We start from the raw sequence: 19338 nt of genomic DNA, 5'->3' as shown, positions 1-19338 counted from the left end.
AGCGGATCAACGAGGACTTGCCCGCGCTGATCTCGCCGAACACTGCCACCACGATCTCGCCGACTGCCCGTCGCCGCTGCAATTCCTCCAGCTCACGACGAATCGCGTCTACCGGTACGCCCGCCGCCTCGCTATGTTCCAGGCGTTCGCGCAAGGTGGCTTCGTCCGGTGGTTTGGCAGGAATCCGCCCACGGGATTTTGTAGCCGGACGGCCCAGATTCAACATCCGCCACACGACATAGACGCCACCGCTGCCCAGCACGACCAGAATCAGCAGGTAGATAACCCAGAACGCGGTGGGTGCTCGCTGCAAGCGATCCCATACCGACAGACTCAGATCGGTGAGGTACAGCACCAGCACCAGCAGGAACGCTACACCAACGCTGGCGCCTACTGCCAGCAGCAGGCGGATTGGCAGCCACGCCCGGGCGGCAGGCGACAGCGGCAGCTTAGGCAGGGACGACATCGGGCGGGAACAAGTCGAGGAAGGTCGGTGGCACGTTCTGAATCGCACGTTGCTGATAGTTGAAGAACACAATGCCGGTCTTGGCCCGCGCCACTTCGCGGTCGCTGGTCTTTTCGGTCACGCGATAGATGAAATCACAGCCACACCGATTAAAATCGGCCACTGCTACGGCGATCACCAAGGTTTCAGCGGGAAACGCCTCGGATTTGTAGACGATGACGCTATCGGCCATGATGATCCCGACGCCGCCAATATCCAGCTCGCTCAGGCCATAATGCGCCAGAAATTGCACTCGCGCTTCGTGCAGCAGACCCAACAGGGCGTCGTTGCCCATGTGTCCACCATAATTGACATCGGTGATTCGTACCCGCAGTTCGGTGCTGAACGGGAAGTTCGCCGGCAGCTCCAATTTGATTCGCGCCATGCGCCGCCTCGACCATAATCAGAAATTCGTTTATTAAAATAATAAGTTAAGCCAGCCCTTGGCTCAACAGAGCAGCGATTGCGGCGGGAATTGTAAACGATTATGGGGTAAAAGCGGATTGTGCGCCGTTCATTCCCAACCACACTGATCGAGGAAGACCCATCATGTTGATTCAATACGATATGCCGGTCTACCGGCCACCCTCCGAAGCCAATAGCTTCATTCTGCAAGTGACGCTGGGCTGTAGTTTCAATCGGTGCAGCTTCTGTTCGATGTACCGGACCAAGCACTTTGCTATTCGTCCGCTAGCGGAAGTCCAAGCTGAAATCGCAGCGATAGCGCGGGTTGATCCCAGTACGCAGCGGGTATTTCTGGCTGACGGTGATGCACTGGCCGCACCCGTCGAGCATCTGCTGGCGATTCTCGCCACGCTGCACACCGCTTTTCCCCGGTTGGAACGGGTGTCGAGTTACGCCCTACCCGCCAATCTGCTGAAGAAATCGGCAGCGGAATTGACCCGACTGCGGGAAAACGGTTTGACACTGCTGTATTACGGCATTGAAACCGGATCAGCAGAGTTGCTCAAACGCATTACCAAAGGCGCGATGCCGGAGGCAATGGTGACGGGACTCAGCAAAGCCAAACAGGCCGGGTTAAAAATCTCCGCAACGGTAATTCTTGGTCTCGGCGGCCAGAGCTATTGGCGGGAGCACATTGACGCCACTGCCGATTTGGTAAACCGGCTGGAACTGGATTATCTGTCTACGTTGCAACTGATGCTGGACCCAGTAATCACCGAGGAATTTCACCGCAAGTTTCGCGAGCCGTTTTTAGAGCAGGATGACCGGGCGTTGCTGGTGGAGCAGGTCCGGCTGATCGAGCGGCTAAATCCGCCCGTGCCGCTGGTGTTCCGCTCCAATCATGCCTCGAATGCCCTAGCGCTGGCAGGCGAGTTGCCGCGAGATCGGGAAAAGCTGCTGGCGCAACTGGAACAGGCGCTGGCCGGGACAGTGCGATTGCGTCCCGAATGGATGCGCGGCTATTAAATTGGGACGACGCACCGGTTTCCACAGAATGGGCAGAGTGCGAAGCAGTTGGTTGACGCTGCGGATGCAGCGATGTATCGGGCCAAGCAGGCGAGGCGGAATCGGGCGGACTTTGGGGCGCATACCTGACAGGTCTTAAAGACCTGTCAGGTCTCTTCAGGCCGCAATGGCGTCGCAGCTCTTGCGAACGGCGGCCACGATCCGGTCTTCCAGCTCGATGCGTTCGGCAAGTTGTTCGCCCAATTGCGAAAGATCCGCGCTCAGTTCAGCCAATTCTACTTTGGACAGATCCCCGTCGTAGCGGTCGTGGAAAGCCAGCGCCGCCTGGGTAGTGCGAGCGATGCGGGCATAGCCGCGCTGGGCCAGATCGCGGGCACGGCGGTAGGGCGAATCGGTCGGCTGGTCTTCCAGCGCTTGAAACACTTCAAACAATCCCAGCGCCATATAGTCCACCAGGGTTTGTCGGAACCGTTGCAGCAGATGCGGAACCGGCGCGGCGGGCGCAGACGGCTGTTGCAGAGCGGCGAGTTTTTGAAACAGTATCAGGCTGTGCTGACGGGCGGTCAGCAGCTTGGTGATCAAGTCCGGCAGCGCCTTGCTGTGAACTTGGTCATCAATGAGCAGGGTATGCATGGCATGTCCTCCGGTTGGCGATGGTTAATCTTGCTTTTGTCATAGCGCCGCTTCGGGTGAGAAGCTGCCTTATCCTATGCCAATCGCGCCCCGGTTTCCAACACTTAGAGACAGAATTCAGACTGATTTACTCGCTATTTTGTTGCGAAGATAAACCGGTAATGCCTGATCAGCACTCACCCATACGTTGCGCGATAGCGGGGCAGCGGCCAAGCGGGCTACATTGCCGGCGCGTGGGTAGCGTTCGCCCTGCCAGCCGCTCATCGGCAGGCGTTGCGCCAATATTGCGGCGTGGGCGGTCCAGCCGTTGCCGACGCCAAACCAGTCACCCGGAATCGGCGCGGTCACGTTCTGCGGCGCACAGACACGCTCTTCGTCCAAGGGCTTAGCCGCATGCTCGCTAACCGCGTAAACGCCCCAGTACACCTCACCCATGCGGGCATCCAGTGCTGCTGCGATGCGTGAATAGCCGGCTTCCTGCGCTGCGCCTAACGCCAGCGCCGCCAAAGTCGAAATCGGGATGACCGGCAGATCGGCGGCGAAAGCGATGCCCTGAACGATACCAACTGCGATCCGCACTCCGGTAAACGCGCCGGGTCCGCGACCGAAGGCGATGGCGTCCAATTGCGGCGGACTCAGCCCGGCCTCGGCCAGCACCGCTTCGATCATCGGCAGAATCAGCGCCGCATGACGGCGCGGCGCCAGTTCGTAGCGTTCCAGCACCGCGCCGTCGACCCACACTGCGGCGGAGCAGGCTTCAGTGGCGGTATCCAGCGCCAGCAGTTTCATTCAGGCGCTTCCCGCTGTTTTGACTGCTCGTGCAGCCGGTTGAATTGTTCTACCAACTGGTCTCACAAGCCACTCCGACATTCATTCTCGCCTCCAACTTCGTCCATTCATTATGGGCATACACCGCTTTAACGATATTACGGACAGTATCTAACAGTGATGGATCGAGTTGTTTGCTGGCGCTCAAAACAACCATGGATTCCGCCGCTATTTGTGATACTCCATTTTTTTTGGCCTCCCATGCAGAATCGGATAAATCGCCCATAGCATCGCAAACTTTTTTCTGATCTCGCTTATCGAAGGCTTGCTGTCTGTCTTGAGGTAATGGAGCGGGGGGAACTGTTTGCGGCGGGGTGGGCTGATAGGAAGTCGGCGATGGAATTGGTTCGGGGACAGAAGGTTGATCCGTAGAAACTGGCGATTCTTGGATCGTTGGTGACGCTTTTTTTGCGTCTGGCGGCGTCACCTCGACCCGAACGACGCCGTTCTTTTCCTCGATGACGCGGTACGGCCATGTGGGCGGTGTAGGGCTTGTGATCTCTTTTTTGAACCAGGGGTGCTGCCATTTATAGGTTTTCGCAGGCGGTGTACTTTGCCCAAATGCGGGAACGGTCGCCAACGCCAAGCTCAAAATCATCCATCGCTTCACGGCATCCCCCTTTTTCAGATATGGTTGGGAAAGTATAGCCCGCTCACCAGAACGGCGCGCGGGGTCAAGCGTTGGCGTATTGACAACACTTTGCAGCGTTGTCATAGTGACAACGTGAAAGCCGATCTTCTTCAGAAATCCCGCGTCACGTTGAGCGACAACCGCTTTGCCGACATCGTGATTTGGCAGGTTTCTGCGGCCATGCCTGGCAGTATCCACCGCTTCAAATACCGCTTGGCTCTGGTCGTGAATGGGGTTTGCGCGATGCGCTACGACAACGAGGCGGGCAAGGGCGATCATAAACACCTGGGCGAGCAAGAGGTTCCCTACGGTTTCACGACGCTGGATCAACTGGTTGACGATTTTTGGGCGGATGTCGCCCGCTGGTGAGGCCCCCATGACCACCGTAACGATTGAAGTATCCGACATAGCCGCGACAAAACAGCGAATGAAGGCCGCATTTCGCGGAGAACCGCAGGGCTGCTTTATCAGTTTTCCCAGCCATGAGGACTTATGGGCCACGCTATCGCCCGGTCGCTGGGCTTTACTCAAGGCCATGACCGGCGCTGGATCCATTGGGGTGCGTGAACTGGCTCGGCGCGTCGGGCGCGACGTGAAGGGCGTACATACCGATGCTCAAGCCTTGGTGCTTTGTGGCGTCATCGACAAGACCGCCGATGGCAAGTTGATCTTCCCGTATGACGCAGTTCATGTGGATTTTATCATCACTGCCGCCGCCGCTTAACGGGCGCGGGGTCAAGGGTTGTGGATAAGTTTGTAGATAAGTCACTGTGCCGGATTTTGTGCGGAACTCAGGCGCACAGCGGGCTATTCCTGCTTATTCCTGAACACTTAGGGCGCGGCCAGTGCGGCTAAGGTTTTGATTCTATTGATTGCTCACGCAGCCGGTTAAACTGCTCCTTAACCTTTTGCATCTCATTACGTAATTTTTCCTGCTCAGCCGGATCGTCCGGTGGAGTGGTCGAACTAGGCTGAATATGCACTGGCTGACCTACGGGTTGAATATCGCGCTGTCGCGAGACCTCCGGTTTTTCGCGGCGCTGGTCGGAACGACGATGCTCCTCCCGCTCACGGCGTTCCTCCTTTTTGCGTTCCTGTTCGCGCTCCAACTCCCGAATTCGGCGCTCCTGCTCATATAATTCCTGCCCGATTCGGTATTCGCGCAAAAAGATCCACTCCAGTTGTGGCGGGCAAACCCCGGCATAGCTCGCGCCTTGGCGCCCTTCGCGAAAGCCGCGTTGTGGGGTGCAGTAATCACGAATGCCATCCTCCCAGCCTGCACGGTAGTCCTCCCGATCCGGCCTGATTCGGTACTCCGCGCAAGCCTGCCGATGCTCGGCCAGTCGCTCCAACGAGTAACCCGACGCGCCGTCCTGCACCCCGATCGCGTACCAGTCCCCGCTCAGGCAATCTTCCCTAGACAGGGTGGTGCAGCCGCTGAGCGTCAGTGCGCCGCTCAGCCCCAGCAGGATGCAACGCAGGGGTTGGCGGTGGGCAATGCTGTTATCGTTGCCAATCCGGGACATTTTCATCTCCCCGATCCGGTCTGCCACCTCTGCCGCCACGCTGATGGGTAGCACGCCAGATATCGCGCACATTGACGTTCCAGGTGCCTCTGGAGAACTGACCCACGGCACCGAGATTCACCCATCCCCAATCATCGCCCACTTTAATCTTATAGTTGGGTCTGACCTTGATCCGCACTCCGTCTACGGCCAGCACAGCAGTTTCTCCCGATCTGAGGGTCCAGGAGTCACCAATCTGCTCTCGCCGATGGGTCCACATAGTAATGTTGACCTCATCCCGCCAGTCGTTAGTGACCTGAATTTGGCCACGAGGCTGATCGCGGGGGCGTTGCGGCTCAACCTGGGGATATTCATCCTGCTGCGCGATAGCTCCGCCCGGAGCCGCCAACAGCACGGTTGCCAGAAGAGCCAGCATTTTGATGATCTTGGTCATGAATTAAGCCTCCGTTACGGTTTAGAAAGAGTTGGGTATTTCAGAGGGAACACCCTTAATTCAGCCTGAACGCGGAGTGCGTTCAAGAGATTTTTCATTCGATGTCAGGATTTCGCGCCGCTCTTGGCCTGTTCTCGGGCTTGCGCCCGCGCCCGGGCGGGACGAGCCAATAACCGGGCGGCGTAGGCCATTAGGTTGTCATGCTCCAGTGGCAGTTTGAAGGCCTGTGCCCAAGCCAGAGTATGGGCGACTAGAATATCGGCAGCGGTGAAACCATCGCCGACGATAAATTCCCGCTGGCCGAGGCCCGTCGCCAATACCTTGGCGGCCACTGCGAACTCCCAGCGTGCGGTGTCAAGTACTGCCGGCACCCGCTGCTTTTCGGGTAACGCGAAGCTGTGCTTGCCGATGGTCCAGAGCGGCTGTTCTAGTTCGCTGAGCGTGAAATAGCACCACTGGTTGTAGTAGGCGCGATTCTGGGTTCCAACGGGTGGCGTCAACCCAGAGGCCGGGAAACAGTCGCCGATGTAAGTACAGATCGCGCCCGATTCAGTCAGAATGAGTGCGCCATCCACCAGAGTCGGCACCTTGCCGCCGGTGTTGAGTGCCAGATAATCGGGTTGCCGTCCAGCACCGGCCATGAGATTAACATAGACGTATTCGTACTCGGTGCCCACTTCTTCCAACGCCCATACCACCCGAGTGGAACGGCTATTTGGATATCCATAGATAGTCAACATGATTCGGAGTTCTCCATCGGTTGATGACATGGGTAGCTTGACGTTCAGGAATCGGTTTCCCTTTTGCGCCGCAGAGTCGGTCGGGGTTCCCGCTCGGTAGCACCGGATTTGGGACTCCTTGCCACTCTTTCCCCGGTACCGGCCGGGCGTCTCCTGGCTCGCTCCGGCTCAGAGGGGCCGAGACGGCTGATATTCAATGGACACTGCCGCACCCGCACTTTTTTGAGATGCTCGAAAATTTCAGCCGACATGCCATCCGGCAAATCCACGGTACTGTAATCCTCGTGAATCTCGATGCGACCAATATAGCGGCTATCAATGCCAGCTTCATTGGCGATAGCGCCGACAATGTTTTGTGGCGTCGCGCCGTGCTGATGCCCCACTTCCAACCGGTAGCGCATCATCGCCGCATCGGTAGATTCTTTAGCGCGATCCCGGCGTTGGGTGGGTCGCGTTTCCGATTCGGCCCGATGGCGGGTCTCTTGTGTCGGCCTCGAATCGGTGATCTTCACGCTGGCCGCTTCCGGCGCTTGTAGCGGACGTTCGCGCTGGATCAGGTACGCCAGTGCGGCAGCGATATCTTGGGCGCTAATGGCCTGTTCCTGCTCGATTTGGTTGACCACATCGTGGAAAAAGCCCAAATCCTGGGCGGCCATGGTGTCGAGAATTTTCTGTTTGAAGCGGTTCAGCCGGTGACCGGCGATCACTGCTTGAGTAGGCGGTTGCATTGGCGTGATCGGCTGGCGGGTCGCCTTTTCGATGACACGCAGCATTCGCATCTCGCGGGGGGCGACGAACAGAATGGCAGTGCCAGCCCGTCCAGCGCGCCCGGTGCGACCGATGCGGTGGATGTAGGCTTCGGCATCGTAAGGAATGTCGTAGTTGATGACATGGCTGATTCGCTGCACGTCCAGCCCCCGTGCGGCCACGTCGGTGGCGACTACGATATCCACGCTGTTGTTTTTAAGCTGATCAACGGTGCGCTCGCGCAGGGCCTGGGTCATGTCGCCGTGCAGCGCTGCGCAGGAGTAACCCCGCGCTTCCAGCCGCTCCGCCAGCTCGGTGGCTGCGGTCTTGGTGCGCACAAACACCAGAGCCGCGTCCATATCTTCCACTTCCAGAATCCGGTTCAGGGCGTCGAGTTTGTGCAGACCGCTGACTTGCCAGTAGCGTTGTTGAACCGTAGAGACCGTCGCGGTGCGGGTTTGAATCTTGACTTCCTGGGGATCGCGCAGATGGCGATGCGCTACTCGCCGGATCGGTTCGGGCATGGTGGCGGAAAACAGCGCCACCTGCCGTTCCGGCGGGGTGCGCTCCAGAATCCAGTCCACATCGTCAATAAAGCCCATACGCAGCATTTCATCGGCTTCGTCCAGAACGACGCTGCGCAGCCCGTCCAACACCAGGGTTTCCCGGCGCAGATGATCCATGACTCGACCGGGAGTTCCAACCACGACGTGGGCGCCGCGCCGCAGATGGCGAAGCTGAATCGTCATGCTCTGTCCACCGTAGATTGGCAGCACATGAAAGCCGGGTAAATGGCGGGCATAACTCTGAAAGGCTTCGGCGACCTGGATCGCCAGTTCACGGGTGGGGGTCAGCACCAGCACCTGCGGCTGGTGGTTGGTCAAATCCAGCCGTTCCAGCAGCGGCAGTGCAAACGCGGCAGTTTTACCGGTACCCGTTTGCGCTTGGCCGATTAGATCGTGGCCGGCCAGGAGGTGCGGAATGCAGGCCGCCTGAATCGGCGAGGGGGATTCGTAGCCGACTTCTTTAAGCGTCTGCAGCAGCGGGGGCGAAAGCGCTAATTCTTCAAATTGAGTGATGGGGGATGACATACCAAACAGTACCTTACGAGGAGGGTGCTTGCGGGGGCAAACACGAACAGAGAGATGCAAAACGGGAGCGACTTCTGCCTGGGCGGGCGATTTCAAATCGAACTGGAAATGATACGCCGGCGGCGGCGAAACTTGGTGATGATATGCCAGCGCCAGATCAAATGGGCGACCACAAAGGTGAGGAGTCCGGCGACTACGGCGGTCGCCATCGAGCCAACCAGCAGCGGCGGGCCAAACTCGCCAGCTTTTTGCAGCAGCCAGTCCAGCGAAGGTTCAAAGGCCCAGTCCGCCGGTGGCTTGTCCAGTAGCCACGAGCCGAAGCGGTAGTTGGCGTAAGCAATGGGCGGGATGGTCAGCGGATTACTGATCCAGACCATGGCCACCGCCACTGGCAGGTTGAAGCGCAGCCAGATCGCAGTGATAGCAGCGAGCAGCATTTGCCATGGAAAGGGCACAAAGGCGTAAAACGCACCGGCTGCCAACCCATTGACGGTGCAACGGCGGCTGAAATGCCACAGACGCGGGTCGTGTAGCAGGCCGCCGAGAAAGCGCAGGCTCTGGTGAGAGCGTAGTTGTTGGGGATCGGGCAGATGGCGTTGCAAAAACCGTTTCATAGTAGAAATCAAGCGGAGCCGACGGTTGAGAGCGGGGGACACTTGAATAAATCCTGACCGCTGGGTTCGCACTATACCGCTCTTGCCATGCGACTGGCTATTCGCATGGCGGATTAGCCATTTTTACCCGCTCGCGAACGATAGATAAGGTTATGGACATCAATCGGAAGGTTCAGTCACGATTTAGTGGATCTGGGCTATGGTGGCGAGTGGGTTATAATGCTCCAATAGATTTCAAGCTAAACCCTATCCATTTCCGAGGAGGTGAATCATGCAACGGATGAAAACGACCGCCACCATAGTGATTGTGCTGGCGGCAGGTCTGGTGTTGAGCGGCTGTCCGGCCAGCATGTCCGGCAGTGCCTATAGTCGTGGTCAAGTCCGCGAGGCCCAGGATGTACAACTGGGTTATGTCGAGAATGTCCGCCAAGTGCTGATCGAGGGGACCCAGAGCGGCGTGGGCACAGTGGGCGGCGCGGCGTTGGGCGGGCTGGCCGGCAGCACCATCGGCAAGGGTAGGGGTCAGGTCGCCGGCGCTATTGGTGGAGCGGTGATCGGTGGTCTGGTCGGTTCGGCCATCGAGGAAAATGCGACCCGTCAGCCGGGAGTGGAGATCACAATTCGCTTGGACAATGGCCGGATGCTGGCGGTGACTCAGGCCGACGACGAGCCGTTTTATCGGGGTGACCGGGTGCAGGTGCTTACCGGATACGACGGCACGGCGCGGGTAGCCCATTACTGAGGGATGGCCCGAATCGACAGGATGTCGCCTTAATGCATTCGCTCCGCCGCCGGCACATCGGCCACAGCAACAGCGCGCAAACTCCGACCACTTTCCGAGTACAGCAACTGACCCGGATGGAGTACTTGCCGCTCGGTTCCCTGTTCGGTGCAGCGCTGGACCAACTGGTCGGCAATCACCGGCAAGCCCTGTGGTCGCAGCGGGTAATGATGTTCCAGCCGCAGCAGTTGGCCGCTGGCGTCCAGCGTGGTTACGGTGTAGGCCAGCGTTCCCAATTCCGGATCGGCCTGGTGAGTGATCTGCATCTGCTGTTCCGGTTGCTCGCTGTCATTATGAAAAATGCGCTCGACCAGATAATCCCCGGACAGACAGGGAATGTCGCGAAAGCCCGCCAATACCGTTGCATCGTCCATCGTCGCCAGCGTTGCCTCCAAGCGCGGGTTGGCCAACACCCGCCGCACATGCAGGCCGTAGGCTTCCAGCGCCAGCGCATACTGTCGCTGCATCCGCGCCCAACCTAGATAGCCCTCGCCCAGTTCAGCGGCTGGCAGTGCCCGACCCGGTCCGAATTGCGCCCAGTCATTGAAGGTGTAAAACGGGGTGTGAACATGATCCTCGGCGGCTAGAAAGCGGTTGCCCGCTGCTAACGCCACGAAACGGGTTCCCGGTCGCTCGAACCAGGCGTACTCCAGCAATTCCCACAGCGGCAGAAACTGGTTGCTTTCCAGTTGCACCCGCAGCAGAGCGCACAGATCACCCACGGTAGCAAAGGACAGATTCAGCGCAGTCAGCCCGAAGGCTTGTCGCACCGCCTCGTCGGTGGCCGGTGACACCGCACCGTTCTGCAATAAAGTGTCCTCCATGACCCGCGCCAACTGGGTAATGTCGTCGCTGGGTCCGATGAAGCAAAATGGCAACAGCAGCAGCGGGCCGGAATCGGGGCGGCGCAGCGGGTTGATGGCGGCCAGCGGGAAGAAACCCCGGTCGGTGCCCAGCGCGATCAATTGTGGGGTGAACGCCGTACCCCGCGCCCGCGAACTGCCGTTATATAGTGCGGCCAGCGCCTCGATCAGCGGCAATCCGGGCCGGAGAATTTCGGTCTGGTCGTACAGTGCGCCCGGCAGGATCAAACCGAGATGGGCGATGCCGTCGAGAATGCGATCCAGGTCCTTGGCGAGATGGCCGGCCAGCGCGGTAGCAGCAGCTATGCTTAGTGGTGCAGGGGGTACGCCGGTGGGATCGGAGCGTTGAGGGTCCAGTTCGATGGCCAGCAGGCCGGCGTAATGGCGGAGTTCGGGGGCAGCGGTATCGGTGGTGGTCAAGGTGGGTTCTCGAAAGGGAGGGACGCGCCCATTATGGCAATACCTTCCCTTGGGGGAAGGGTGGGAGGGGGAATCAGGCAGCGTATTATAAGGGTTAGGAAAGCCAGCAGCGGATCATCCAGCGCGGATCGGACCGAATCTGTCAAAGAATCGTTTCATGCTGGAATTTTTTTGCTGCATTGCATACTCAAATAGTGTGCTCCCGACGTTTTTCCGCCTAAACTTGGCAGCGAGAGCCTACTAAATTCAGGGTTTTCAAGATTAACCGACACCAAACGAGGCAAATCCATGTCCGAACCGATCCAGACCCCAGCCGAGCAGTTGCAACAGGCTAACCTGGCGCTGGCCGCCGTCCAAAAAGCACTTGATTATTCTCTGGCGGACCTCAAGGAACGGACGCAAAAAGCCGATGGCCGCGTTTCCGCCGCCCTGCTCGATCATCATCAACTGGTCAGCTACGACCTGTCGCTGTCCTGCGCCGAAACGACTGGCGCCCGCTTCATGCTCGACTACGCCCAGCGGGCGCGGGAGGCGGGTGGCAGTCCGGCGAATGAACTCATCTTGGAAGAGCGGTTTGCGTTGCTGTTCAGCGCCGAGGCGGTGCAGGGCATTCGTAACCGGCTGAGCGCTCGCCCGGCCGACTTTGGCCTGAATGACCACTGGCTGAGCGCTACCGTCGATCATGCCGTGGCGCGGCAGTTTTGTCTGGCGCAACTGCCAGCAGTGCGAGTGGCGGAATTAGGGCAACTGGCTCGCGCTCAGGATGGGGTAACCGGCGCCTATCTGCTGGACGATCATCACCAGATGATGCATGACACCTTCCGGCGAGTGGCCGAGGAAGTGGTCATGCCACTGGCCGAGGAAATCCATCGCCACGATCTCGATATTCCCGACGCCATCATCGATCAGGTCAAGGAAATGGGCTGCTTCGGCATCTCCATTCCCGAACGCTTCGGTGGCATCCAGAGTGATGACGGCGAAGACAATATGGGCATGATCGTGGTGACCGAGGAACTGACCCGTGGCTCATTGGGCGCTGCCGGCAGCCTGATTACCCGTCCTGAAATTCTATCCCGTGCGTTGTTGAAGGGCGGCACCGAGGCACAAAAACTGAAGTGGCTGCCGCAGTTGGCCTCCGGCGACATGTTGTGCGCGGTGGCGGTGACTGAGCCGAATTACGGCTCTGATGTCGCCAACATGCGGTTGAAGGCGACTAAAACCGAGGGCGGCTGGCTGCTCAACGGCGCCAAGACCTGGTGTACCTTCGGCGGTCGGGCCAATGTGTTGCTGATTCTGGCCCGCACCAATCCCGATCTCTCACTCGGTCATCGCGGCCTGTCCATGTTCCTGCTGGAGAAGCCAAGCTATCCCGGCCACGCCTTTGAATTCAAGCAGGACGGCGGCGGGGTATTGAGCGCCAAGGCGATTGCGACCATCGGCTATCGCGGGATGCACTCCTTCGATCTGTTCTTCGATAATGTATTCGTGCCCGATGACAACATGCTGGGTGGGTCGGCGGGTGAGGGCAAAGGCTTTTACTTCACCATGGCTGGTTTTTCTGGCGGACGGATTCAGACTGCGGCCCGGGCGGTGGGGATCATGCAGATCGCTTACGAACGGGCGTTGCGTTATGCCCAGGAGCGCATGGTGTTTGGCTATCCGATTGCCGATTACCAACTGACTCAAGTCAAGCTGGCGCGGATGGCGACTTATCTGGCAGTCAGCCGCCAGTTTACCTATACGGTCGGACGATTGATGGATCAGGGCGAGGGCGATATGGAAGCCAGCATGGTCAAGCTGTTTACCTGCAAAACCGCTGAATGGGTGACCCGCGAGGCATTGCAGATTCACGGCGGCATGGGCTACGCCGAGGAAATGCCGGTCAGTCGTTATTTCATTGACGCACGGGTATTGTCGATTTTCGAGGGTGCGGAGGAGACGCTGGCGCTGAAAGTGATTACCCGCTCGCTGGTGGATAACGCCAAGCCTAAAGCTGAAGTGGGAGGCTGAGTAATGAGTTTCTCGATGCGATTGAGTGAGCAGGCGGAAGTCGCCGGTTCGGTGGCGGTGAATCTGGAATGGGCGCGGCGGCCACAATACGGGCGCTATCTGGATGAGTTTGTGCCGGGCCAGGTCTTTGTCCATCCACGCGGCTTTACGTTTGACCGTGCGGCGATGCTGGATTTTGCGCGGGTATTCATGCAGTGCAATCCACTGTATCTGAATCTGGAATACGCCAAGGCGCATGGCTTTCCCGATTTACCGGCCAGTCCGCAGATGGTTTTTAATGTGGTGCTGTCGCTCGGCGTGCATAACGATTCCGAGAAAGCGATTGCTAATCTGGGCTATTACAACGTGCAGTTCCTGCGTCCGGTTTATTCGGGCGACACTCTGCGCGGTTATACCCAAGTGGTGGATCGCAAGGCGCGCGGAGAAGATAAACCCGGCATTGTGCTGATTCGCACTTTGGGCGTAAATCAGCATAATCAGGTGGTGTTGCAGTACGAGCGCAAGATCATGGTGGACTGGCGCGGCGACCGTTTGCCGACGACGCCTGCGCCGACGACGCCGGTCGAGTTCCCGTGGGTGGAGCATCCGGTGGTGGATTTGCCGATCAATGCTGGCAATTACCCGTCGCAACTCACCGGCCCCAACACCTATTTTGAGGACTTTGCGCTTGGCGATCTGATCGTTCACGCCAATGGCCGCACCATCACCGACGAACACATGGCGCTGACTTATCTGGTCGGCAATACCCATCCGCTGCATTTTGACCGGGTATACAGCACCGGCTTATCCGGCAAGATGAGCGGTGAACCCATTGTTTATGGTGGGCTGGTATTCGCTTGGCTGGAAGGTTTGGCCAGCCGCGATGTCAGCGAAAACGCGCTGTGGGAATTGGGCTTTACCGAGGGTTATCACACCCAGCCGGCGGTGTCCGGCGATACGGTAGCGGCGATGTCGCGGGTTATTGCAACCGAAGTTCTGCCGAATACCGATGCTGCCGGCATCGTGACCTTCCAGTTTATCGGCGTGAAAAACATCAGCGCCGCCGCTGCGCTGGAAACCTATGGCGCGGATCTGTTTATCAAGGAGAACGATAAGCAGAAACTGAGTAAGGAGAAGCTCAGCAGCAAAATCTTCGAGATTGAACGGCGGTTGTTGATTAAACGGCATCCGGCGTGAGGTGAGAAAAAGCCCTCTTCTGGAAGGGAGAGGGTGTGAGGTTTTCCGTATGGTGTTTGAATGGGATGTGAACAAAGCGGCGGTAAATTTGGTAAAGCATGGTGTTTCGTTTGATGAGGCTAAAACCGTTTTTGACGATCCACTGTATGTCGATTTTTATGACCCTGATCATTCTGACAGTGAACATCGCTACATCATCATTGGAATGTCCCAGCAAGGGCGATTATTGCTGACGGCCTATACGGAGCGTGGTGATATGACTCGTTTGATTAGTGCAAGAGAAGCGACACCAATGGAGCGCAAGATTTATGAACAAGGTTGAGTTAGAAACAGAAGATGATCTGCGGCCAGAATACGATCTAAGCAGCCTGCGAGTGAGAAAGGTTGGGCCAGAGCGTAAAGATTTTGGTGGATCAATAGTTTATTTAGAACCAGATGTTGCGGAAATTTTTCCGGATTCCAGGTCGGTTAATGAAGCATTACGGTTTCTTATTAAGATAACAAAAAAAGATAGATCAGATATTAGTAGAATTAATCAAAATTTCTAATAAGAACTACAAAACCATTTGGATTAAATTACGGTTGCTGATTAAGCTACGGTCGGCGTGAAGTGAGTTTATAAATAACAATATCAACCAGAGGCAGTTTCATGATTAATCCTAAATTTGTAGCAAAGATTGAGTCAGAGGAACCGACACGCAGGCTTGCAGTGTTAATTGATGCAGATAATGTCTCCGCATCTGTTATTGAAGGGCTGCTGGCTGAAATTGCCAGTTTCGGTGAAACGACGGTAAAGCGCATCTATGGAGATTTTACTTCTACTGCAAGTTCACAATGGAAAAAAATCTTGAATAAACATGCGATAAAACCTATACAACAGTTTGCTTATACAACTGGAAAAAATGCAACCGATAGTACTCTCATCATTGACGCGATGGATCTTTTATACACAAGGCGGTTTGATGGTTTCTGTCTAGTTTCAAGTGATAGTGACTTTACAGGACTTGCATTGAGAATCCGTGAAGAGGGCTTAACTGTCCTCGGTTTTGGTGAGCAGAAGACCCCGGAAGCATTTCGTAATGCTTGTCACAAGTTTATCTTTACGGAAGTGCTGCGTCCGGTTGCTTCTCAAGAAACTGGCGCGTCACTTCTTGCATCCGAAAGCACATCGCTGAAAAGTATAGTCATAGCGACAAATCGAACTGCTCTTATCCCTGATCAGCCCACCAAGGAGTTTCCGCGTAACTTTTTTCTTCAGGCGCTTGAAAATTCCTGTGATGACACTGGATGGACAAATCTAGCGAGCTTTGGTAGCTATTTATCACAATTACAACCGGATTTTGATTCACGCCTCTATGGATTTAAGAAACTCAGCGATCTAATCAAGGCACATACTGATATATTTAAGCTGGAAGAAAGATCAGTGCATGGTTCTGCCTCAAAGGTCTTATGTGTACGCGCTGCCAAGCAAACGTAATCCGGGTCAAACCTAATAGCTGAAATTGCGAAAGTTGAGTTTTTTTAATTATGAGCATTAAAGAATTAGAGCTTCTCGTTTCCAAGCTGTCTTCCGAAGAACTGACGAGATTTGCTCAATGGTTTGAGGAATTTATGGCTGATCAGTGGGATCGCCAAATCGAAGCGGACATCTTGGCAGGGCGATTGGGTGCTGCTGGAAAACGCGCTGATGAAGCTTTTGAAGCTGGGCGGGCGACACCGCCTTGAATCACTTTGCTACCCCGGAATTCTGGTTCTATTATCGCCGGCTTTCAGAAAACATCCGTATTCTGGCTGACAAAAACTTTGAATTACTCAAAACAATCCTTGGCATCCATCGCTGCACCTGAAGAAAATCGATATTTTTTGGTCGGTTCGTGTCAGCTTGCGTTACCGGGCGCTTGCCAAAGACCGGGTTGAGGGACTTGCTTGGTTCTGGATCGGTTCACATGAGCGCTATGAACAGATGCTTAAGTAGCAAACTTAACCCGGATGAAGTGAAGAAGAATTCGAGGTTCATATCCAAACTAATAAGCTTTTTTTAAGGTTTTGGAATGCAATGGAAATGAGAGTTTGCCTATTCGTTAGAGCCTGGAATGCTGATAGATTCCAAGTTTTAATGATGGGTAGCCAGAGAGTGATAAGCATCCAGCCTATCACTTGTCTTCAATGTTGGGCGAATCACCAAGCCTGAATCAGGATAAGGGGAACAATGTGAAGATCTATGTAGGTAACATATCGCGGGAAGTTACCGACGATGATTTAAGGGAGGCTTTCGCAGCATTCGGCCAAGTTGAATCGGCAATGGTGCTCAAGGACAAGTTTACTGGCGAATCCAGAGGTTTTGGTTTTGTCGAGATGCTGGCCGGATCGGAAGCTCAATCTGCTATTAATGGGATGAACGGCAAAGACCTGAAGGGCAGAACCCTGAATGTGAACGAAGCCCGTCCGCGTGAAGATAATCGCGGCGGCGGTGGCTTTGGTGGTGGCGGTGGCTTTGGTGGTGGCCGGCCAGGCGGCGGCGGCGGTCCTAGAAGATCATCGGGCGGGGGCGGCGGCGGCAGACAGCGCTACTAATCCGATCTTCAAGGGGGGTTATGACCTAACCCCCTGATCCTGATAACAACAGTGACCCGTGTAGTGCAGTCCGAACCCACCAAACCCTGAAACGCTGTCGCAATCCCAATGAGGCGCCCATGACTACCCCTACTAAACGCGACAAACCCTGGCTGATGCGGACTTATTCCGGTCATTCTTCGGCCAAGGCCTCCAATGAGCTGTATCGTACCAACCTGAGCAAAGGCCAAACCGGCCTGTCGGTCGCCTTCGACCTGCCGACCCAGACCGGCTATGACTCCGATCATCCGCTGGCGCGGGGTGAAGTCGGCAAGGTCGGCGTACCGATTGGGCATATCGGCGACATGGAAACCCTGTTCGACCAGATTCCACTGGGGCAGATGAACACCTCCATGACCATCAACGCCACTGCCGCCTGGCTGCTGGCGCTGTATGTCGCGGCGGCGGAACGGCAGGGCGCGACTCCGGCGCAATTGCAGGGCACTACTCAGAACGACATTCTCAAGGAATACCTGTCGCGCGGAACCTACATTTTTCCGCCCGCGCCGTCGGTGCGGCTGATCACCGACATCATCGCCTACACCGTCAAGCACATTCCCAAGTGGAATCCAACCAATATCTGTAGCTATCACTTGCAGGAAGCCGGCGCGACGCCGACTCAGGAACTGGCTTACGCGCTGTCAACTTCCATTGCCGTACTGGACGCAGTGCGCGATTCCGGCCAGATCGGCGCGGACGATTTCGAGCAGGTAGCCGGACGGATTTCTTTCTTCGTCAATGCCGGCATTCGCTTCATCGAAGAATGCTGCAAGATGCGGGCGTTTACCCAACTGTGGGACCAACTGACCCGCGAGCGCTATGAGGTGCAAAGCGAGGAGATGCGCCGTTTCCGCTATGGGGTGCAGGTCAATTCGCTGGGCCTGACCGAAGCGCAACCGGAAAATAATGTCCAGCGCATCGTGCTGGAAATACTCGGTATTACCCTGTCCAAGAATGCCCGCGCCCGTGCCCTGCAACTGCCGGCCTGGAACGAGGCACTGGGCCTGCCGCGCCCATGGGATCAGCAGTGGGCATTGCGGATGCAGCAGGTGTTGGCGTTTGAAACCGATCTACTGGAATATGGCGATATTTTTGATGGTTCGCCGGTGATCGCCGCCAAGGTCAAGGCGCTGGTGGACGGCGCGGAACAGGAAATGGCGCGAGTGCAGGAGCAGGGCGGCATGGTGCAGGCCATCGAGTCCGGCTACGTCAAGCGGCAACTGGTGACCAGCCACACCGAGCGGATGCGCGCCATCGAACGCGGCGATCTGAAAATCGTCGGCCTCAACTGCTACAAGGAAACCGAGGTATCGCCCCTGACTGGCGGCGTAGACAGCGGCATTCTCAAAGTCGATCCGCGCGCCGAGCGTGAGCAGATCGAGCGGCTCAACGCTTTCCGGGCGAAACGGAATCACAGCGAAGTCAAGGCGGCGCTCGCTACTTTGGCGGAGACCGGGCGCAGCGGCGCCAATATCATGCCCGCCTCGATTCTATGCGCTCATGCGGGCGTGACTACCGGCGAGTGGTCGCAGACTTTGCGCGATATTTTCGGCGAATACCGCGCGCCCACCGGGATTGATATTCCCGCCAATGACGACAGCCGCAGCGCCAAGGTGGTTGCGATCCGCAGCCAGGTGGCTCAAACCGGGATCGAACTGGGGCGGCCGCTGCGCCTGTTGATCGGCAAACCGGGTTTGGACGGTCACAGCAACGGCGCTGAGCAGATCGCGGTCAAGGGCCGTGATGTCGGCTTCGAGATCGTCTATGAAGGCATCCGTCTGACGGCGGAACAAATCGCCAAAGCGGCGCTGGAGGAAGGGGTTCATCTGATCGGTTTGTCGGTGCTGTCCGGCAGCCATATCGAGATGGTTGAAGATGTGTTTAACCAGTTGGAACAGGTCGGTTTGAAGGGTCTGCCGGTGGTGATCGGCGGCATCATCCCGGAGAGCGATGCCCAGTTGCTCAAGGAGCGGGGCATCGCCGCCGTCTACACCCCCAAGGACATTGATATGAACGGCATCATGGTGGATATCCTCAACCTGATCCGCAAAGCGAACGACCTGAAGTCGGTCAATCTGGCATGAGCCGAATGGCGCTTCCTGATCCGGCGGCGCTGGCGTCCGCCGTCAGCGAACGGGATCGGCGGGCGCTGGCAACGGCGCTTAACCTGCTCGATGACCGTCGGCCAGCGGCCCGCCAATGCGCCGCCGAGTTTCTGGATTGTTTGCCGGCGGAACAACTGGAGACTGGCGGCCACCTGATCGGCATCACCGGCCCACCAGGCGCGGGCAAATCC

24 protein-coding genes and 2 pseudogenes are annotated in these 19338 nt (G+C 57.0%); 15 read left to right on the top strand and 11 right to left on the bottom strand.

Annotated elements, in window-relative coordinates; all coding sequences use genetic code 11:
* Both BN874_RS12210 and BN874_RS12205 read right to left on the bottom strand, forming a co-directional pair.
* Nucleotides 1-466, bottom strand: a pseudogene (locus BN874_RS12210) (hypothetical protein); the annotation flags it as partial.
* On the bottom strand, nucleotides 450-890 hold the full coding sequence (locus BN874_RS12205; RefSeq protein ID WP_034433702.1) for an acyl-CoA thioesterase: 441 nt from the start codon (nucleotides 888-890) through the stop codon (nucleotides 450-452). The pseudogene BN874_RS12210 and the gene BN874_RS12205, both read right to left, overlap by 17 nt.
* A gap of 164 nt (nucleotides 891-1054) precedes the next feature.
* Here BN874_RS12205 and BN874_RS12200 point away from each other — a divergent pair, with 164 nt between their 5' ends.
* On the top strand, nucleotides 1055-1936 hold the full coding sequence (locus BN874_RS12200) for a radical SAM protein (protein WP_034433700.1): 882 nt from the start codon (nucleotides 1055-1057) through the stop codon (nucleotides 1934-1936).
* Nucleotides 1937-2065 carry a diguanylate cyclase domain-containing protein gene (locus BN874_RS26060; RefSeq protein WP_154724907.1) on the top strand — a complete coding sequence of 43 codons (129 nt, stop codon included), beginning with the start codon at nucleotides 1937-1939 and terminating at the stop codon, nucleotides 2063-2065. It abuts the gene before it with no gap.
* A gap of 27 nt (nucleotides 2066-2092) precedes the next feature.
* On the opposite strand, the gene BN874_RS12195 is transcribed toward BN874_RS26060, so the two are convergent.
* The 3 genes from BN874_RS12195 to BN874_RS12185 form a co-directional block, all read right to left on the bottom strand.
* Nucleotides 2093-2569, bottom strand: a complete 477-nt coding sequence (locus BN874_RS12195; protein WP_051497781.1) for an Rsd/AlgQ family anti-sigma factor — start codon at nucleotides 2567-2569, stop codon at nucleotides 2093-2095.
* Nucleotides 2570-2686: 117 nt separating this feature from the next.
* A complete protein-coding gene (gene tsaB, locus BN874_RS12190) occupies nucleotides 2687-3358 on the bottom strand; it encodes a tRNA (adenosine(37)-N6)-threonylcarbamoyltransferase complex dimerization subunit type 1 TsaB (protein WP_034433698.1) in 672 nt (223 codons plus the stop codon).
* Nucleotides 3359-3407: 49 nt separating this feature from the next.
* Nucleotides 3408-4112 (bottom strand): hypothetical protein, encoded by a 705-nt coding sequence (locus tag BN874_RS12185; protein ID WP_034433696.1) that lies wholly within the window; start codon nucleotides 4110-4112, stop codon nucleotides 3408-3410.
* A 9-nt stretch (nucleotides 4113-4121) separates the two neighbouring features.
* On the opposite strand from BN874_RS12185, the gene BN874_RS12180 reads away from it, so the two are divergent.
* Both BN874_RS12180 and BN874_RS12175 read left to right on the top strand, forming a co-directional pair.
* Nucleotides 4122-4397 carry a toxin-antitoxin system TumE family protein gene (locus BN874_RS12180; protein WP_034433694.1) on the top strand — a complete coding sequence of 92 codons (276 nt, stop codon included), beginning with the start codon at nucleotides 4122-4124 and terminating at the stop codon, nucleotides 4395-4397.
* 7 nt (nucleotides 4398-4404) lie between these two features.
* Nucleotides 4405-4752, top strand: a complete 348-nt coding sequence (locus tag BN874_RS12175; RefSeq protein ID WP_034433692.1) for an HVO_A0114 family putative DNA-binding protein — start codon at nucleotides 4405-4407, stop codon at nucleotides 4750-4752.
* 127 nt (nucleotides 4753-4879) lie between these two features.
* Here BN874_RS12175 and BN874_RS22625 read toward each other — a convergent pair whose 3' ends face one another.
* The 5 genes from BN874_RS22625 to BN874_RS12150 all read right to left on the bottom strand — a co-directional run bounded on the left by BN874_RS22625 (nucleotide 4880) and on the right by BN874_RS12150 (nucleotide 9179).
* Nucleotides 4880-5554, bottom strand: a complete 675-nt coding sequence (locus BN874_RS22625) for a DUF2799 domain-containing protein (protein ID WP_051497780.1) — start codon at nucleotides 5552-5554, stop codon at nucleotides 4880-4882.
* On the bottom strand, nucleotides 5532-5987 hold the full coding sequence (locus BN874_RS24570) for a hypothetical protein (RefSeq protein ID WP_034433690.1): 456 nt from the start codon (nucleotides 5985-5987) through the stop codon (nucleotides 5532-5534). The genes BN874_RS22625 and BN874_RS24570 overlap by 23 nt, the downstream gene beginning before the upstream one ends.
* A gap of 104 nt (nucleotides 5988-6091) precedes the next feature.
* On the bottom strand, nucleotides 6092-6727 hold the full coding sequence (locus BN874_RS12160; RefSeq protein ID WP_034433688.1) for a glutathione S-transferase family protein: 636 nt from the start codon (nucleotides 6725-6727) through the stop codon (nucleotides 6092-6094).
* A 44-nt stretch (nucleotides 6728-6771) separates the two neighbouring features.
* A complete protein-coding gene (locus tag BN874_RS12155; RefSeq protein ID WP_051497779.1) occupies nucleotides 6772-8565 on the bottom strand; it encodes a DEAD/DEAH box helicase in 1794 nt (597 codons plus the stop codon).
* Nucleotides 8566-8657: 92 nt separating this feature from the next.
* Nucleotides 8658-9179, bottom strand: a complete 522-nt coding sequence (locus BN874_RS12150) for a DUF2062 domain-containing protein (RefSeq protein ID WP_034433686.1) — start codon at nucleotides 9177-9179, stop codon at nucleotides 8658-8660.
* Nucleotides 9180-9459: 280 nt separating this feature from the next.
* Between BN874_RS12150 and BN874_RS12145 the strand changes: the two genes are divergently transcribed.
* Nucleotides 9460-9921 (top strand): outer membrane lipoprotein, encoded by a 462-nt coding sequence (locus BN874_RS12145; protein ID WP_034433712.1) that lies wholly within the window; start codon nucleotides 9460-9462, stop codon nucleotides 9919-9921.
* A 29-nt stretch (nucleotides 9922-9950) separates the two neighbouring features.
* Here BN874_RS12145 and BN874_RS12140 read toward each other — a convergent pair whose 3' ends face one another.
* Nucleotides 9951-11243 carry a hypothetical protein gene (locus BN874_RS12140; RefSeq protein ID WP_051497777.1) on the bottom strand — a complete coding sequence of 431 codons (1293 nt, stop codon included), beginning with the start codon at nucleotides 11241-11243 and terminating at the stop codon, nucleotides 9951-9953.
* A 288-nt stretch (nucleotides 11244-11531) separates the two neighbouring features.
* Here BN874_RS12140 and BN874_RS12135 point away from each other — a divergent pair, with 288 nt between their 5' ends.
* The 10 genes and pseudogenes from BN874_RS12135 to BN874_RS12100 all read left to right on the top strand — a co-directional run.
* Nucleotides 11532-13253, top strand: a complete 1722-nt coding sequence (locus BN874_RS12135; protein ID WP_081756358.1) for an acyl-CoA dehydrogenase family protein — start codon at nucleotides 11532-11534, stop codon at nucleotides 13251-13253.
* Between the two features lie 3 nt (nucleotides 13254-13256).
* Entirely contained in the window at nucleotides 13257-14429 is a 1173-nt protein-coding gene (locus BN874_RS12130; protein ID WP_081756357.1) for a MaoC family dehydratase, read from the top strand.
* Between the two features lie 49 nt (nucleotides 14430-14478).
* Complete coding sequence (locus BN874_RS12125) at nucleotides 14479-14751, top strand: BrnT family toxin (RefSeq protein ID WP_034433684.1); 273 nt, start codon at nucleotides 14479-14481, stop codon at nucleotides 14749-14751.
* Nucleotides 14738-14977, top strand: a complete 240-nt coding sequence (locus tag BN874_RS23685; RefSeq protein WP_081756356.1) for a hypothetical protein — start codon at nucleotides 14738-14740, stop codon at nucleotides 14975-14977. The genes BN874_RS12125 and BN874_RS23685 overlap by 14 nt, the downstream gene beginning before the upstream one ends.
* A 101-nt stretch (nucleotides 14978-15078) precedes the next feature.
* Nucleotides 15079-15906: an NYN domain-containing protein gene (locus tag BN874_RS12120; RefSeq protein WP_034433682.1), complete on the top strand. Its 828-nt coding sequence runs from the start codon at nucleotides 15079-15081 to the stop codon at nucleotides 15904-15906.
* Nucleotides 15907-15956: 50 nt separating this feature from the next.
* Entirely contained in the window at nucleotides 15957-16154 is a 198-nt protein-coding gene (locus BN874_RS12115) for a hypothetical protein (RefSeq protein WP_051497776.1), read from the top strand.
* Between the two features lie 157 nt (nucleotides 16155-16311).
* Nucleotides 16312-16404, top strand: coding sequence for a hypothetical protein (locus tag BN874_RS26485; protein ID WP_420886129.1), 93 nt, complete (start codon nucleotides 16312-16314; stop codon nucleotides 16402-16404).
* A gap of 191 nt (nucleotides 16405-16595) precedes the next feature.
* Nucleotides 16596-17003, top strand: coding sequence for an RNA-binding regulator (gene rbp / locus BN874_RS12110; protein ID WP_051497775.1), 408 nt, complete (start codon nucleotides 16596-16598; stop codon nucleotides 17001-17003).
* Nucleotides 17004-17122: 119 nt separating this feature from the next.
* Nucleotides 17123-19126, top strand: coding sequence for a protein meaA (locus tag BN874_RS12105; protein ID WP_034433678.1), 2004 nt, complete (start codon nucleotides 17123-17125; stop codon nucleotides 19124-19126).
* Nucleotides 19123-19338: pseudogene (locus tag BN874_RS12100) on the top strand (methylmalonyl Co-A mutase-associated GTPase MeaB); the annotation flags it as partial. The gene BN874_RS12105 and the pseudogene BN874_RS12100, both read left to right, overlap by 4 nt.

The sequence above is a fragment of the Candidatus Contendobacter odensis Run_B_J11 genome, from assembly GCF_000531125.1.
Classification (GTDB): domain Bacteria; phylum Pseudomonadota; class Gammaproteobacteria; order Competibacterales; family Competibacteraceae; genus Contendibacter; species Contendibacter odensensis.
Note: the sequence above shows the minus strand (reverse complement) of the source record. Positions and strands in the feature narration are given on the sequence as shown.